The organism is Streptomyces sp. NPDC048600, assembly GCF_055587025.1.
In genome coordinates this window covers 37,743-53,215 of the sequence record NZ_JBVJGZ010000015.1, presented here as the reverse complement: position 1 = coordinate 53,215, position 15,473 = coordinate 37,743, and the positions used below count along the sequence as shown (strand labels likewise).

Below are 15,473 nucleotides of genomic sequence, written 5' to 3'. Positions count from 1 at the left end.
GCGGGTCGCCGCACCCCTGGCGATCTGACACCCCGTCAGCTACGGTCCCTCTGCCGAGCCGCCCGTCGGAGGGGAACCCCATGCCCGTCACGGTCGTACGCCTCAATCTCGTCGAACCCGGCGCCACCCCGGCATCGCTCGCGGCCCGCTACCGCGCGGCGCTGGAGATGGCGGCGTACGCGGACCAGCACGGGATCACGACCGTGCAGACGGAGGAGCACCACGGGGTCGCGGACAACTGGCTGCCGTCGCCGTTCGCCTTCGCGGGCGCGGTCCTGGGTGCGACCGGGCGGCTCGCGGTGACCGTGTCGGCGGTGATCGGCCCGCTGCACGACCCGCTTCGGCTCGCCGAGGACATCGCCGTGCTGGACCTGATCGGCCCCGGCCGGCTGGCGACGGTCGCCGGGATCGGGTACCGGCCCGAGGAGTACGCGATGTTCGGCGTGGACTTCGCCCGCCGCGGCAGGCTCCAGGACGAGCTGCTGGAGACGCTGCTGAAGGCGTGGACCGGCGAGGAGTTCGCGTACCGGGGCCGTACGGTACGGGTCACTCCGCGCCCCTTCACCCGGCCGCACCCCCTGCTGCTGGTCGGCGGCTCCTCGAAGGCGGCCGCCCGCCGGGCCGCGCGTTTCGGGCTGCCGTTCTTCCCGAGCGCGCACCTGCCGGAGCTGGAGGCGTACTACAAGGAGCGGCTGGTGGAGTACGGCACCGAGGGCTGGACCATGATGCCCGCGGCCGAGACCCCGCTGCTGCACGTGTCCGCCGACCCGGACCGCACATGGGCCGAGCACGGCGCCCACTTCCTGCACGAGGCCCGCACCTACGCCTCCTGGCAGTCCTCGGACATCCGCTCGGCGGTGCGGTCGGCGGCCGGCACGGTGGAGGAACTGCGCGCGGAGGGCGTGTACCGGATCGTCACCCCGGACGAGTGCGTGGGTCTCGGCCTCGACAGCTACGTACTGCATCCGCTGGCGGGCGGGATGCCGGTGCAGGAGGGGTGGCGCAGTCTGCGGCTGTTCGCGCAGGAGGTGCTTCCGGCGCTGGCGGGCTGAGCCCCGTACGCGAATGCGCTTGGCCGCACCCGCCGACCGGTGATCCACTGCGGTCATGAGTCTGCTGGTGGACGTGTTCGTGCGGGACGCCGACGGGGAGATGCGCGTACTCGACGTGCCGGACGACGTCTGCAGGTCCGGCGGCTTCGAGTCCTGGCGTAGACCGTGTGGGGCTCGGAGGCGGTGCGCTCGCTGGGCGCCCGCTTCCTCCCCGTGCCGGCCGGGAACGATCTGGAGGTCGAGGCCGACCAGGTGCCCGAGTTCCTGCATGAGGTCGCCCTGCTGCGCGCCCACCTCGATGTGATCGCCCGGGAGACCGCGCGTGTCTGCGCTGTCGGGGAGCAGCGGCGCAGGATCGAGCAGCGGCTGCGGATCATGGAGGACTGCGCGGGCCGGGCCGCCGGGATCGGCGGTGGGGTCCTCGTCCGGTGACCCGCGCGCGAGGCACCGCCGCCCTCGCCCGGGCAGTGACCGGGCGAGGGCGGCGTGAGGGATGAGGAGAGGGGCAGCGGGGAGGAGCCCTTCTCCCCGGTTTCACCGGCCCGGTTCGCGGGGCCGGCGAGTTCGGGGCCTCGGCCGGCCGGGGTCAGCCCATCTCCTCCAGGGACTTGCCCTTGGTCTCCTTCACGAACTTCAGGACGAAGGGGACGGAGAGCGCGGCGAAGACCGTGTAGATCACATACGTCGCGGACAGGTTCCACTCGGCGAGCGACGGGAAGCTCGCGGTGATGGCCCAGTTGGCGATCCACTGCGCCGCGGCGGCCACGCCCAGGGCGGCGGCGCGGATCCGGTTCGGGAACATCTCGCCGAGCATGACCCAGACGACCACGCCCCAGGACAGGGCGAAGAAGAGGACGAAGATGTGCGCGGCGACCAGGGCGACCCAGCCCTGCGTGGCGGGCAGCTTGCCGTCGACGAGGTCGAAGGAGAACGCCCAGGCCTCCAGGGCCAGGCCGACCGCCATGCCGACGGAGCCGATGAGGGCGAGCGGGCGGCGGCCGATCCGGTCCACGAAGATCATCGCGATGACCGTGCCGACGATGTTGATGATCGACGTGGTGAAGGAGTAGAAGAACGAGTCCGTCGGGTCGACACCGACCGACTGCCACAGCGTCGAGGAGTAGTAGAACGCGACGTTGATGCCGACGAACTGCTGGAAGACCGACAGGCCGATGCCGACCCAGACGATGGGCCTGAAGAGGAAGGAGCCGCCGAGCAGGTCCTTGAAGGAGGACTTGTGCTCGCTCCTCATGGCGTGCTCGATCTCGGCCACCCGGGCGTCCAGATCGATGTCGCCCTCGACCTCGGCCAGGACCTCGCGGGCCCGCTCGCGCCTGCCGACGGAGAGCAGGAAGCGCGGGGACTCGGGGATCACGAAGGAGAGCAGGCCGTAGATCACGGCCGGGATCACCATGACGCCGAGCATGACCTGCCAGGCCTCCACGCCCAGCAGCTCACCGCGCTGGTCGCCGCCCGCGGCCTTGAGCAGACCCCAGTTGACCAGCTGGGAGACGGCGATGCCGACCACGATCGCGGCCTGCTGGAAGGCCCCGAGACGGCCGCGGTAGGCGGGCGGGGCGACCTCGGCGATGTAGGCCGGGCCGATGACGGAGGCCATGCCGATGGCGAAGCCGCCGACCACGCGCCAGAAGGCGAGGTCCCACAGCGCGAAGGGCAGCGCGGAGCCGACGGCACTGATGGTGAACAGCACGGCGGCGATCTGCATGCAGCGGATACGGCCGATACGGTCGGCGATCCGGCCCGCGGTGGCTGCGCCGACGGCGCAGCCGATCAGGGCGATGGCGATGACCTGGGCCAGCGCGGCCGAGCCGATGTCGTAGCGGTCCCGGACGGCCTCGACGGCGCCGTTGATCACGGAGCTGTCGTAGCCGAAGAGGAAACCGCCCATCGCGGCGGCGGCCGCGATGAAGACGACATGCGCGAGATGGTCGGGGCGGGACGAACCGTCACCTGTCCTGGACGCCTGCGCTGTGCTGGTCACGATCAACTCCTCGGGCCACCGGCTGCGCTGCCGGGTGGGGGGTGAGCCCTGCCAGGTGCGGTCTTCCCGAGGCGCACGCGAGCACGCCGCTCACACCTGAAGGTGAAAACAACGCTGCAGAGACTATGCCTTCAAGTCTCGAAGTCAACAGTCGAAGGACTGTGACGAATTAGATAGGTAGAGACTGCGCGAGGGGACGCTCATTGTTCACTTCTTGAAGGACTCGTGAAGTTGATCTAGCGAAGGCGCTGGGAGATGACCTTCGACACGCCGTCGCCCTGCATGGACACGCCGTAAAGCGCGTCGGCGACCTCCATCGTGCGCTTCTGATGGGTGATCACGATCAGCTGCGAAGCCTCCTGGAGCTCCTGCATGATCCGGATCAGCCGCTGGAGGTTGGTGTCGTCGAGCGCCGCCTCGACCTCGTCCATGACGTAGAACGGGCTCGGGCGGGCCTTGAAGATCGACACCAGCAGCGCGACGGCCGTCAGCGAGCGCTCGCCACCGGAGAGCAGGCTCAGCCGCTTCACCTTCTTGCCCGGCGGACGTGCCTCGACGTCCACACCGGTGGTGAGCATGTTGTCGGGATCGGTCAGCACGAGCCGGCCCTCACCGCCCGGGAACAGCCGGCTGAAGACCCCCTCGAACTCCCGCGCCGTGTCCCGGTAGGCCTCGGTGAAGACCTGCTCGACGCGCTCGTCGACCTCCTTGACGACCTGGAGCAGATCGGCGCGGGTCTTCTTCAGGTCCTCCAGCTGCTCACTGAGGAACTTGTGCCGTTCCTCCAGCGCCGCGAACTCCTCCAGGGCGAGCGGATTCACCTTCCCCAGCTGCTGGTAGGCCCGTTCCGCCGCCTTGAGCCGCTTCTCCTGCTCCGCCCGCACGAACGCCTTCGGCTGGTTGCGCGGGTGCTCCGGGTCCTCGGGCAGCACCTCGCCCTCGGCGGGCGGGGACGCGGGCACCGGCTGGTGCGGGCCGTACTCGGAGACCAGCCCCGCCGGCTCCACGCCCAGCTCCTCCAGCGCCTTCGTCTCCAACTGCTCGATCCGCAGCCGCTTCTCGGCGCCCAGCACCTCGCCCCGGTGCACCGAGTCGGTCAGCTTGTCCAGCTCGGCCTTCAGGTCCCGGCCCGCGGTACGGGCCGCGGTCAGCTCCTGCTCGCGGCGCGCCTTGGCGGCCTCGGCCGCGGCACGCTCGCGTTCGGCGCGGCCGAGGGAGACCTCGACATGCGCCAGCAGGACGCGCGCGCCCGCGGCGACCGCCTGCGCCACCGCCGCCTCGTGCCGCAGCCGCGCCCGGCGCTGCTCGGCACGCGCGCGTGCCTCGCGTTCCGCGCGGGCGGCCCGGTCGAGCGAGTCGGCCCGCCCTGCCAGACCCTTGACCCGTTCCTCGTGCGTACGGGCCTGGAGGCGGGCCTCCATCTCGGTCTGGCGCGCGTTGGCACCGTCCGCGGCGAGCCGGTCCCGCACCGAGGTGTCGGGCTCCTCCTCGAACGGCATCTCCTCGGCGACGGCCTGCCGTTCGGCCAGCTCCTCGACCTCCTGGAGCGCCTTCTCCAGCGCCTCCTGGGCCCGCGCGGCCGCGGCGCTGCTGCGCTCCGCCTCGCCCGCGGCGCCCCGGGCCTGTCCGGCGAGCCGTCCGAGCTGCTGGGCGACGGTCGACTTCTCGCGCTCGGCGGCGCGGCGCCGGTCGCCGAGTTCCTCGACCAGGACACCGGCCGCCCTGCGCCGCTCGGCGGCTTCCGCCTGCCGCTCGGTGAGTTCCTCGCAGCGGGCGCCGAGTTCCTCCAGTTCCGCCACGGCCTCGTCCACGGAGGCCTGGACCTCCAGGAGGCTGGGGGCGCCGGCCGAGCCGCCGTGGGCGAAGTGGGCGCCCAGCAGGTCGCCTTCGGCGGTGACGGCCGTGAGGTGGGGGTGGGTGTAGACGAGGTCTTCCGCGGCTTCGAGGGTGTCGACCAGGACGATGCCGCTGAGAAGGCGGTGCACCGCGGGCATCAGGTCGGCGGGTGCCTGGACGAACCGGGCCACGGGCGGCGCGGGTTCGTCGTGACCGGCCGCGCCCGCGTGGCGGTGGCCGGGCTCCGCTCCCCCCGGGTCCGGCTCGGCGGCCGCTCCCGCCAGGAGCAGCGCCACCCGTCCCCCGTCCTGCTTGCGCAGCAGACGGATCGCCTCGGCCGCCGCCGCCGGGTTCGCTACGGCGATGGCGTCCGCCGCCGCTCCGAAGGCCGCCGCCAGCGGGACCTCGTATCCCGCGGTGACCGTCAGCAGCTCCGCCGCCGGGCCCAGCACGCCGGTGAGCCGGTCCCGCGCCTCGAGCAGCGCGCCCGAGCCGTCCTTGCGGCGAAGGCCCAGGGCCAGCGCGTCGTGGCGGGCCTGGGTCGCGGCGCGGCGGCGTTCGGCCGTGGTGGTCGCCTCGCGGGCGGCGGACAGGGCGGCCTCGGCGTCGGTGAGCTGCCGCTTGGCATCCTCGTGGCGCCCGGCGAGTTCGGCGTCGCCCGCGTCGAGGCCGTCGACCTCGGCCTGGAGCGCCTCGTACTCCTCCTGCGCGGCGACCGCGCGCTCCCGGGCCTCGTCGCGGGCGAGGGCGAGCCGGTCGATCTCGGCCTGGGCCGAAGCGGCGCGGGAGCGGGCGGCGTTGACCTGCCCGGCGAGCCGGGCGAGCCCCTCACGGCGGTCGGCGATGGCGCGGGCGGCGTCCTTCAGGCGCCGTTCCTCGGTCGCGAGGTCGCGCTCCAGCTCCGCGCGGTGGGTCACGGTGTCGTCGAGGGCCCGCTGCGCCGCCTCCAGGGCGGCCTCCAGCTCGGCCTCCTGCTCGCGGACACGGGCGGCCTCGCGCTCCATGTCCTCGGGGTCACGGCCGCGCCGCTCCTCCGGGGGCGCGGAGGTCGCGCTCTTCACGCGGGCGTCGGCCAGCGAGATCGTGCCGCGCACCCGCTCTGCCAGCTGGGAGAGCTCGTACCAGGTCTGCTGCGCGCGCTGGAGCCGGGGCGTGAGGCGGCGGACCTGGTCCTCCAGGAGCCCCTCGCGCTGGACCGCCTTGCGCAGTTCCTGCTCGGCGGTCTCCTTGCGCTGCTTCAGCTCGGCCTCGTCGGCGACCTCGGCCTTGAGTGCCTCCCGGAGCCGTACGAGATCGTCGGCGAGCAGGCGCAGCCGGGAGTCGCGCAGGTCCGCCTGGATGACCGCGGCGCGCCGGGCGACCGCGGCCTGGCGGCCGAGCGGCTTGAGCTGGCGGCGCAGTTCGTCCGTCAGGTCCTGCACACGGGCGAGGTTGGCCTGCATCGCGTCCAGCTTCCGCAGCGCCTTCTCCTTGCGCTTGCGGTGCTTGAGCACACCGGCGGCCTCTTCGATGAAGGCCCGGCGGCCCGTCGGATCGGCGTGCAGGACGGAGTCGAGCTGGCCCTGGCCGACGATGACGTGCATCTCGCGGCCGATGCCGGAGTCCGAGAGCAGTTCCTGGATGTCGAGCAGACGGCAGGTGTCGCCGTTGATCTGGTACTCGCTGCCGCCGTTGCGGAACATGATCCGCGTGATGGTGACCTCGGCGTACTCGATGGGCAGCGCGCCGTCGGAGTTGTCGATGGTCAGCGACACCTCGGCGCGGCCCAGCGGCGGGCGGCCGGTGGTGCCGGCGAAGATGACGTCCTCCATCTTCCCGCCGCGCAGCGACTTCGCGCCCTGCTCCCCCATGACCCAGCTCAGCGCGTCCACGACATTGGACTTGCCCGAGCCGTTCGGTCCCACGACGCACGTGATGCCCGGTTCGAACCGGAGCGTGGTCGCCGAGGCGAACGACTTGAAGCCGCGGAGGGTCAGGGCCTTGAGGTGCACGGCGCTGGACTCTACCTTCAGCCGCCGGTCTCACTCCATGAACGCGCGGTTTCGCCGGTGAACGCGAAGGGCACACCAGACGTTGAAGAGGGTGAAAGGATGCACGGGGGAAAGAAAGAAGGGACGCCGGAGCGTCCCTTGCAAATCTGACAACTGAGCGGTTGATACGGGCTGCCCAACCACTGCGTGTCGATGTGCTGCGATGCAGTGATCAGGTGAGCGCAGGCTCCGCCTGGTGTGCGTCGATGCTCTCCATGATCTCGTGGTGAGAAGCGGCAGCCGTCAGCACGTCGTTCTCCGCCTGGATTCGTACGAGCTCAGATTCCAGGTCCTGCACGCGCTGCTGGAGCCGTCGCATCTCGGCGAGGAGTCGAGGGTCGGAGCCGCCGACGTAACCGAGAAGCGCCTTTGCCATGATGGATGGTCCTCCACACTGAGTGACCGACCGAAGCGGTATGGGTCGTGAGGGATTCGCACCCGCGGTGCTTGGCAGGAGTACGTTTTGCTCTGCCGTTGTTCCATGCCAAACAGCTAAGGTGCGCGGGGCTTTCAGCGTCTCACCAAAAAGTTTGACGGTCAACACGATCACACCCCGTATTGGCGGCGACCCGGGGTCCGCGGCCGGAAGAACGGCGGCGTGACGACTCCTGCGGGGCCCTGGGGGTGTGGCGATCATCTTTCCGTGCGGAGCCTGTCACGGCAAGGGGTTCTTGGCAACCACCAGGCGGTTTCCCCTTCCGAGGGCCTCTGGCGGAATGCCCCGGCGCGGCCGCCGGGGCCCTTGCGTCGTACGGGGTCAGCGAATGGCGAAGCCGTCGTAGCCGCCACGCGGTGTGTCCCAGATCTCGGTCACCCCGTCCACGCGCCCGGGCGTGTCGTCACTCAGCAGCCACTCGAGCAGCCCCTCGCACCCCGGCCGCGCCCCTTCGGCGACCACTTGCACACGGCCGTCGTCGAGATTGAGAGCAAAACCACTCAGCCCGCCGATCTCCAGGGCCTTGGCCCGGGTGAACCAGCGGAAACCCACACCTTGGACGCGCCCGCGCACCCAGGCGACCAATCGCACATCGTCGCTCATGGGTGCAACCTAACCGGCCATTGTCCCTAGGGGCACTTCCTCACCGCGTGGCATGCGGTACCGTCCCCACCCAATGAATCTCATCTGAAACTCACTCGATCGGGTGAGCTGCGTTGGCCGTGGGGGGACGTGTCGACGGCCAGTACCGCATGGACGAGGAAGGCCAGAACATGGGACGCCACCGACGCATCGCCGCCGGCCGCGCCGCCACGGGCCGCGTCACGGGGGTCACGCCGACGGACGACTCCGTCGCCGGGAGCCGCGACCCGCAGCACTCGTACGGGGGCGGATACAGCGCCCCGGGCATCGCGTCCGACCCGCAGTACCCGTACGGGGGCCACGGCGCCCCGGGCATCGCGCCCTATCTGAACCCTGAGGCCTACGCGGAGGCCTACGCCGCGAGCACGGCCTACCTCTACGCCACCGACTGGCGCGCGGACGACGGGGCCGAGCCGCTCGGTCCGCCGGTCTCCGGCCCCGGCGACGGCACGCGCTTCACGGGACAGGACGCCGCGTTCCACACCCGCTCCCACCGCCGGCCGCGCAAGAAGGCGGTCACGCCGGTGCGCACCGGGCTGCTCGGGGTGTCCGCCGCGGTCGCGCTCGGGGCGGTCGCGGTCTCCACCGGCATGCTGCCCGGCGTCGACAACTACCGTCTCGGCGGCAGCAGTTCCGACCAGGTGCAGTCCGCGCACAGCCCCGGCAACCTGGAGGCCCAGCAGGGCGGCACGTCCGGCGCCGCCCCCGAGGAGCCGAGCCACGAACAGCCCGGCTCCGCCCCGCGGGGCACCGAGCCCGCGGCACCCGCGCCCAGCGCGTCGCCCTCCGCCTCGGCGTCGCCGACCAAGCCTCCGGCCGAGAAGAAGAAGCCGAAGGCGACCCCCTCCAAGAAGCCGGACGGCACGCCGTCCAGGAAGGCCACCAAGGAGCCCGCCCAGCCGAAGGCGCCCGTGACGGTGTCCGCGGAGGCGGCGGCCGAGGCCGAGGTGCTGCGGCTGGTCAACGTCGAGCGCGAGAACGCGGGCTGCACCCCCCTCGCCGCGAACAGCGCGCTGACCGGCCTGGCCCGTGTGTTCAGCGAGGACATGGCCCAGCGGGGCTTCTTCGACCACACCGACCCCGACGGCTCGTCCCCCTGGGACCGTGCCGAGCAACTCGGCATCATCGACCTCGGCGGCGAGAACATCGCCCGCGGCCAGGCCGACGCCGCGGCTGTGATGCAGGCCTGGATGAACAGCCCCGGCCACCGCGCCAACATCCTCAACTGCGACTTCAAGACCCTCGGCGTCGGCGTGCACTACGCCGACGGCGGCCCTTGGTGGACGCAGGACTTCGGCTACTGAGACAGGCCCGGCGCGCGTCGCGGACGGGGTGGTCGGCTCGCGTCGCCGTGGCTACGCCGCGGTGTGAGCCTCTCGGTGCATGCCCGCGCACAGGGCCCAGACGACGAAGAGGTTGACGGCGACCAGCGTCAGGGCCCAGAGCGGGTAGTAAGGCACCCACAGGAAGTTGGCGATCGCACCGAGGCCCGCCACGAACACGCCGAAGAAGCGTGCCCACAGCGCTCCGCTGCTGAGCACGGCACACCCGGCGGCGACGAGGGCGACGCCCAGGATGAGGTGCACCCATCCCCAGCCCGCCAGGCTGAACTCGAAGACGTAGTGGCGCGTCGCGAGGAACAGATCGTCCTCGGCGATGGCGGCGATGCCCTCGAAGATCGCCATCGCGCCACCGAAGATCATCAGTGCAGCCGCGAGGATGGTGGTTCCCGACGCGGACGCACGCCACGGGTGGGGATCGGCGGCGGCCGTTCTGGGGGGCACGGCGTCACGGGCCATGGCGGACTCCTAGGGTGGCGGGGCCAAGCGGCGAAGGAACGCTCGAAGCGGCGCGACCCCTCCCACACTGGCACGACCGAGCTCCACCGGCATCCCGGGCCGGGACGTCGGAGGCCGTCCTCCGGGCCGGACAGGTCGGGCCTTCATCGGCTGCCGGGCATGGGGCCGACCCCGGCGCTAACCCACGGTTAGCGCTGTAGTCTCGAAAGCATGACGACCACGCCCCAGGACCTCCCCTACGACGCCTTCGCCAAGGCCTGCCCCTCGCGGGGCACGCTGGAGCACGTCACCGGGCGCTGGGGCGCGCTCACGCTGGGGGCGCTGCACGAGGGCTCGCTCCGCTTCAGCGAACTGCGCCGCCGGGTCGACGGCGTCAGCGAGAAGATGCTCTCCCAGACGCTGCACGCCCTGGAGCGCGACGGCCTGGTCCACCGCGAGGCACAGCCGACCAATCCGCCCCGGGTGGACTACGAGCTCACCCCGCTCGGCGGTGAGGTCGCCACGCGTCTGCTGGGCCTGATCCACTTCGTGGAGGGCCGCATGGACGAGGTGCTGGCCGCGCGCGGCCGTTACGACGAGGTTCGCGGCACCCTCTGACACTTCGGGCAGAAGTAGCTGGACCTGTTCATCCACGGACGTCTGCGCATCGGCGTGCCGCAGCGCTTGCACGGCAGTCCCTCGCGGCCGTACGCGTCCAGGGAGCGGTCGAAGTAGCCGGACTCGCCGTTGACGTTGACATAGAGGCTGTCGAAGCTGGTGCCGCCGACGGCGAGGGCCGCGTTCATCACGTCCCTCACATGGCCCAGGAGTTCGAGGGTGCGGGGGCGGGTGAAGCCGGCCGTGGGGCGGTCGTAGTGCAGGCGGGAGCGCCAAAGGGCCTCGTCCGCGTAGATGTTGCCGACGCCGCTGATCAACGACTGGTCCAGCAGGGCCCGTTTGACGGTGGTCCGCTTGCGGCGCAGGGCCTGGTGGAAGGCCTCGTCGTCGAACAGCGGGTCCAGGGGGTCGCGGGCGATGTGCGCGATGACGTCGGGCAGGCCGTCCTCGGAGGTGTCGTGCAGCGACAGCCCGCCGAAGGTGCGCTGGTCGACGAAGCGCAGCTCGGTGCCGCCCGCCGCGCCGGCGGCTGATGTCAGCGTGTCGGCGAACCGGACGCGGATGCGCAGGTGTTTCTCGTCGGGTGCCTCGTGCGGCTGCACCAGGAGCTGGCCGCTCATGCCGAGGTGGGCGAGGACCGCCTGGCCGGAGTCCTCCAGCGGCAGCCACAGGTACTTGCCGCGGCGGCGCGCGACACCCATGCGGTGGCCCTTGAGGCGGTGGGCGAAGTCGTCGGCCCCGGCCGTGTGGCGGCGCACCGCGCGCGGGTGCAGCACCTCGGTCTCGGCGACGGCCCGGTGGGCGACCCACCGTTCCAGGCCCCGTCGTACGACCTCGACCTCGGGCAACTCCGGCATGGCTCCCCCGGTGACTGGCGGGTGGACGAGCCGAGCGCCCGGCCCCCGAGGGGGCGCGGGCGCTCGGTCGTGTGGGTCGGTCAGGCGGAGGCCTTCGGAGCATCGGCGTCGCCGTCGGCCGTGGCCGGGGCGTCGGTGCCGCCCTCGGCCGTCGCCCGGGCGGCGGCCTCGGCGCGCTCGTCGGCGGCGGCCCGGATGGCCCGCCACGCGGACTCCGCGGCCTGCTGCTCCGCCTCCTTCTTGCTGCGGCCGGTGCCGGTGCCGTACGAGACGCCTCCGACGCGGGCGGCAGCAGTGAAGGTCTTCTCGTGATCGGGTCCGGTCTCCGTGACCAGGTACTCGGGGACACCGAGCCCCTCGGTCGCGGTGAGCTCCTGGAGACTGGTCTTCCAGTCCAGGCCGGCTCCGAGGTTCGAGGACTTCTCGATCAGCGGGTCGAACAGGCGGTGCACCAGCTCCGCCGCCGAGTCCAGCCCTTGGTCGAGATACACCGCGCCGATCACCGCTTCAAGGGTGTCGGCGAGGATGGACGCCTTGTCCCGGCCTCCCGTGCCCTCTTCACCGCGGCCGAGCCGGATGAAGGAGCCGAGGTCGAGCGTGCGTCCCACGTCCGCCAGCGCACGCGAGTTCACCACCGCGGCCCGCAGCTTGGCCAGCTGTCCTTCGGGCAGGTCGGGGTGAGTGCGGTACAGCGTGTCCGTCACGACGAGGCCCAGCACGGAGTCCCCGAGGAACTCCAGGCGCTCGTTCGTCGGCAGACCGCCGTTCTCGTACGCGTAGGAACGGTGGGTCAGCGCTCGCACCAGAAGGGCGGACTCGAGCTGATAGCCGAGCCGCCCTTCCAGAAGCGTGTGGGACGAGGCCGTGTTGTCCGCAGAGTTCTTCTTCGGCGTGGACACTGTGCCTCTCACCAGCCGCTCAGACCGCGAGGACCTGGCGCTTGTTGTAGGTGCCGCAAGACGGGCACGCGATGTGCTGCTGCTTGGGCTCCTGGCAGCGCTCGCACGCAACCAGGGTGGGGACCGCAGCCTTCCACTGCGACCGGCGGTGGCGCGTGTTGCTGCGCGACATCTTCCGCTTCGGAACAGCCACGGCTACTTCTCCTGCTTCTCGTCGGCGCGCGCTGATCGAGTCGCGCCGCCGCTCATCTCGTCCTTCTCGCCGGGTTCGAGCGAACCGGCGAGTCCCTGCAATGCCGCCCAACGGATGTCGACGGCGTCGTGGTGGTGGTCCGGGTCGTCCGCGAGGCGCGCTCCGCATTCGGAGCACAGGCCCGGGCAGTCTTCCTGGCACACCGGCTGCATCGGCAGTGCGAGCACCACCGCATCACGCAGCACGGGCTCGAGGTCGAACATGCCGTCCTCGAGGAGGAGCGTGTCCTCGTCGTCCTCGGCGTCGTCGTCGGGAGCCGTCTTCACACGGCCCCGCTCGTCGGCGTCGGGGTACGAGAACATCTCCTGGAATTCCGCTTCGACGTCGAGCTGAAGCGGCTCCAGACACCTTACGCACTCTCCCTCGGCCTGTGCACGGGCGGTGCCTGTGACGAGCACCCCTTCCATGACCGACTCGAGTCGGAGTTCGAGCTCCACCGGGACGCCTTCCGGCATTCCGATGACTCCCGCGAGACCGAGGTCCCTCGGAGCGTCGACCGTGCGGGTCAGCCGCTGAAGCGCACCAGGCCGCCGCCCCAGCTCGTGTGTGTCGAACACGAAGGGGTTGCGGTGGTCGAGGCGTGCGTGGGAGGCCATTCCTGCTTTCGATCTTCTGACTCAGAGGGACGCCGCCCTCGGCATCCCGGGGCAGCGCTGATCGCGGGCGTAGGCGCGACCGAACAGCCAGGATACTGGACCTTTCGCTCTCGGCCCAATCCGGTGGTCGCCGCCCCCCGCAGGCTACTGGCCGCGCCCCTGCTCGTACGCCCTGAGCTGCTCGGCGCTGATCATGCCGGTGTCGAACAGGCTGGTCTCGTCGAGCGCGTAGCCCTGCTGCGACTGATGGGTCTGGTGAGCCTCGTGGGGCTCGTGGGCCTGCTGAGGCTCGTAGGCGGGCTGCTGAGGGGCGTAGCCCTGGTAGCCGTACGGGTCCGCCTGCGCGGCCTGCTGGTAGGAGCCGGTGTCCGACTGCGCGTAGCCCGTCGAGGCGGCGTACGGGTCCTGCTGCTGGTAGCCGGCGTAGGGGTCGGCCTGCTGCTGGTAGCCGTAGGCCGGCTGCGGCTCGGGCTCGTACTCGGGGCGGCGGTGCTGCTCGGCCGGGGCGTCCCGTTCGGCGAGGGCCGCGAGGTCGGCGAGGTAGTCGGCGTCGCTGGCGTGCTGGAGGGTGCCGGCCTCGTCGGAGAGCGCGCCGAGGTCGTCGCTGGCGATCCGGCCGTGCAGCTTCTGCCGGCCGCGGCCGACGGCGTCCAGGGTCTTGGCGAGCACCGCCTCGAAGGCGCCCAGCTTCATGTCGACATAGGCGTCGGCGTCGCGGCGCAGGGTCTCGGGGTCGTGGCTGCGCTCGGGGGCGTCGTCGTCCTCCGGGTCCAGGTACCCCTGTTCGCCCGGGCCCGGTCCGGTGCCGAGGAGCTTCTCGCGGCCGCGGCCGACCGAGCCGAGCGTCTTGGTGAGGACGACCTCGAAGTTGGCGAGCTTGGAGTCGACGTAGTCGTCGGCCTCCGCGCGGACCTCCTCGGCCTCCTGGCGGGCCTCGGCGAGAATGCGCTCGGCCTCGTTCCGGGAGCGGCGGGCGACCTCCGTGTCGGAGATCAGGGAGCCGCGCTCGGCGTGCGCGTGCTCGATGATCCGGTCGGCCTCCTGACGGGCCTGCTCGACCATCTGCTCGCGGTCGCCGATCAGTTCCCGGGCCTGCGCGAGCGAGTCGGGCAGCGCCGCCCGCACCTCTTCGAGCATCGAGAGCAGGTCGGCGCGATTGACCACGCACGAGGCCGACATGGGCATCGACCGGGCACCGGAGACCGCGGCGACGATCTCGTCGAGCTTGTTCTGCACGTCCACCGTGTGCTCGCCACTCTCTACAGCTGTGATGGAGACGGACGGGACGACTGTAGTCCCATCAGGCTTCGCGCAGGCGCCTGTTCAGGGCCTCGAAGACGAGCGGCGGCACCAGGTGGGAGACGTCGCCGCCCCAGGTCGCGACCTCCTTGACGAGCGAGGAGGACAGGAAGCTGTAGGTGGGGTTCGTCGGCACGAACAGCGTCTCCACGCCGGTGAGGCCGATGTTCATCTGGGCCATCTGCAACTCGTAGTCGAAGTCGCTGACCGCCCTGAGGCCCTTGACGATGGCGGGGATCTCGCGCTGCTTGCAGAAGTCGACGAGCAGGCCGTGGAAGGCCTCGACCCGGACGTTCTCGTACTCGGAGGTGACCTGGCGGATCAGGTCGATCCGCTCCTCGATCTCGAACAGGCCCTTCTTGGCCTTGTTGATCATCACCGCGACGTACACCTCGTCATAGAGGCGGGAGGCGCGGGAGATGATGTCGAGATGCCCGTTGGTGATCGGGTCGAACGACCCTGGACAGACGGCGCGGCGCACTGGGTATCCCTCGCTCTCGGGTCCGGTCATCGTGCGTCTTCGCACGTGGAGGCGGCGCGACCGTACCAAAACGTTCCCTCGCCGTAGCGCCGGGCCCGGAGCGGTTCGAAGCCGTCCGGCCACCGGAATTCGCCACCTCTGGTGCTGCGCTCCACGGTGACGAGCGCCTCCGGTGTGAGCCAGCCTTCCGAGCGGAGTGTGAGCAGAATCTCCCGAAGATCGTCGTCTGTGACCGCATATGGGGGGTCCAGGAAGACGAGGTCGTACGGCGCCGGGGGTGCCGTACGGATGACCTGCTCGGCCTTGCCGTGCCTCACCTCGGCTCCGGGGAGGGCGAGGTTCCTCACGTTGTCCCGGACGATCCGGGCGGCCCGTGCGTCGGCCTCCACCAGGAGGGTGTGGCCGGCGCCCCGGGAGAGGGCTTCCAGGCCGACCGCTCCCGAACCGGCGTAGAGGTCGAGGACCCGGTCGCCTTCCAGGGGTCCGCCCAGCAGGGACTGCCAGGTGGAGAAGAGTCCTTCGCGTGCGCGGTCGGAGGTGGGGCGGGTTCCTGTGCCGGGGGGTACGGCCAGGCGACGTCCGCCGGCCGCGCCGGCGATCACGCGGGTCATCTTCGGTCCTTGCTCGTGAGCGGCTCTCGGTTCATTGTGGCCGGTCGTGCCCGGACGGCGGTAGCCGCGTACGGACGACCGCC

16 protein-coding genes are annotated in these 15,473 nt (G+C 71.3%); 4 read left to right on the top strand and 12 right to left on the bottom strand.

From position 1 onward, the window contains the following. The first annotated feature begins 80 nt into the window (after positions 1–80). Positions 81–1,052 carry an LLM class flavin-dependent oxidoreductase gene (locus ACZ6SQ_RS21030; RefSeq protein ID WP_469564153.1) on the top strand — a complete coding sequence of 324 codons (972 nt, stop codon included), beginning with the start codon at positions 81–83 and terminating at the stop codon, positions 1,050–1,052. A gap of 165 nt (positions 1,053–1,217) precedes the next feature. Next, entirely contained in the window at positions 1,218–1,484 is a 267-nt protein-coding gene (locus tag ACZ6SQ_RS21025; RefSeq protein WP_469564150.1) for a hypothetical protein, read from the top strand. Between the two features lie 154 nt (positions 1,485–1,638). Here the strand turns inward: ACZ6SQ_RS21025 and ACZ6SQ_RS21020 are convergent, their stop codons facing one another. The 4 genes from ACZ6SQ_RS21020 to ACZ6SQ_RS21005 form a co-directional block, all read right to left on the bottom strand. Continuing rightward, the gene (locus tag ACZ6SQ_RS21020; RefSeq protein ID WP_469564148.1) at positions 1,639–3,054 is read right to left on the bottom strand and encodes a sugar porter family MFS transporter; all 1,416 of its coding nucleotides are present in this window, start codon (positions 3,052–3,054) and stop codon (positions 1,639–1,641) included. Positions 3,055–3,290: 236 nt separating this feature from the next. Further along, entirely contained in the window at positions 3,291–6,881 is a 3,591-nt protein-coding gene (gene smc / locus ACZ6SQ_RS21015; protein ID WP_469564143.1) for a chromosome segregation protein SMC, read from the bottom strand. Between the two features lie 211 nt (positions 6,882–7,092). Further along, on the bottom strand, positions 7,093–7,296 hold the full coding sequence (locus tag ACZ6SQ_RS21010; RefSeq protein ID WP_386378049.1) for a hypothetical protein: 204 nt from the start codon (positions 7,294–7,296) through the stop codon (positions 7,093–7,095). A 381-nt stretch (positions 7,297–7,677) separates the two neighbouring features. Then, positions 7,678–7,959 (bottom strand): acylphosphatase, encoded by a 282-nt coding sequence (locus tag ACZ6SQ_RS21005; RefSeq protein WP_386378050.1) that lies wholly within the window; start codon positions 7,957–7,959, stop codon positions 7,678–7,680. Positions 7,960–8,078: 119 nt separating this feature from the next. On the opposite strand from ACZ6SQ_RS21005, the gene ACZ6SQ_RS21000 reads away from it, so the two are divergent. Beyond that, a complete protein-coding gene (locus ACZ6SQ_RS21000) occupies positions 8,079–9,302 on the top strand; it encodes a CAP domain-containing protein (RefSeq protein ID WP_469564140.1) in 1,224 nt (407 codons plus the stop codon). Positions 9,303–9,353: 51 nt separating this feature from the next. Here ACZ6SQ_RS21000 and ACZ6SQ_RS20995 read toward each other — a convergent pair whose 3' ends face one another. Next, entirely contained in the window at positions 9,354–9,797 is a 444-nt protein-coding gene (locus tag ACZ6SQ_RS20995) for a DUF7144 family membrane protein (RefSeq protein WP_469564138.1), read from the bottom strand. 210 nt (positions 9,798–10,007) lie between these two features. Between ACZ6SQ_RS20995 and ACZ6SQ_RS20990 the strand changes: the two genes are divergently transcribed. Then, positions 10,008–10,394: a winged helix-turn-helix transcriptional regulator gene (locus tag ACZ6SQ_RS20990; RefSeq protein ID WP_469564134.1), complete on the top strand. Its 387-nt coding sequence runs from the start codon at positions 10,008–10,010 to the stop codon at positions 10,392–10,394. Here the strand turns inward: ACZ6SQ_RS20990 and mutM are convergent. The 7 genes from mutM to rsmD form a co-directional block, all read right to left on the bottom strand. After that, positions 10,367–11,251 (bottom strand): bifunctional DNA-formamidopyrimidine glycosylase/DNA-(apurinic or apyrimidinic site) lyase, encoded by an 885-nt coding sequence (gene mutM / locus ACZ6SQ_RS20985; RefSeq protein WP_469564131.1) that lies wholly within the window; start codon positions 11,249–11,251, stop codon positions 10,367–10,369. The two genes, ACZ6SQ_RS20990 and mutM, sit on opposite strands and share 28 nt — an antisense overlap. A gap of 80 nt (positions 11,252–11,331) precedes the next feature. Beyond that, positions 11,332–12,150, bottom strand: a complete 819-nt coding sequence (rnc, locus tag ACZ6SQ_RS20980; RefSeq protein WP_469564128.1) for a ribonuclease III — start codon at positions 12,148–12,150, stop codon at positions 11,332–11,334. 19 nt (positions 12,151–12,169) lie between these two features. Next, on the bottom strand, positions 12,170–12,343 hold the full coding sequence (rpmF, locus tag ACZ6SQ_RS20975; protein WP_386378067.1) for a 50S ribosomal protein L32: 174 nt from the start codon (positions 12,341–12,343) through the stop codon (positions 12,170–12,172). A 2-nt stretch (positions 12,344–12,345) separates the two neighbouring features. Then, complete coding sequence (locus tag ACZ6SQ_RS20970; RefSeq protein WP_469564124.1) at positions 12,346–12,999, bottom strand: YceD family protein; 654 nt, start codon at positions 12,997–12,999, stop codon at positions 12,346–12,348. A 144-nt stretch (positions 13,000–13,143) separates the two neighbouring features. Further along, the gene (locus tag ACZ6SQ_RS20965; RefSeq protein WP_469564121.1) at positions 13,144–14,241 is read right to left on the bottom strand and encodes a cell division initiation protein; all 1,098 of its coding nucleotides are present in this window, start codon (positions 14,239–14,241) and stop codon (positions 13,144–13,146) included. A 58-nt stretch (positions 14,242–14,299) separates the two neighbouring features. Next, on the bottom strand, positions 14,300–14,779 hold the full coding sequence (gene coaD / locus ACZ6SQ_RS20960) for a pantetheine-phosphate adenylyltransferase (protein ID WP_386378115.1): 480 nt from the start codon (positions 14,777–14,779) through the stop codon (positions 14,300–14,302). Between the two features lie 26 nt (positions 14,780–14,805). Continuing rightward, positions 14,806–15,390, bottom strand: a complete 585-nt coding sequence (rsmD, locus tag ACZ6SQ_RS20955; RefSeq protein ID WP_386378070.1) for a 16S rRNA (guanine(966)-N(2))-methyltransferase RsmD — start codon at positions 15,388–15,390, stop codon at positions 14,806–14,808. Between the last annotated feature and the right edge of the window lie 83 nt (positions 15,391–15,473).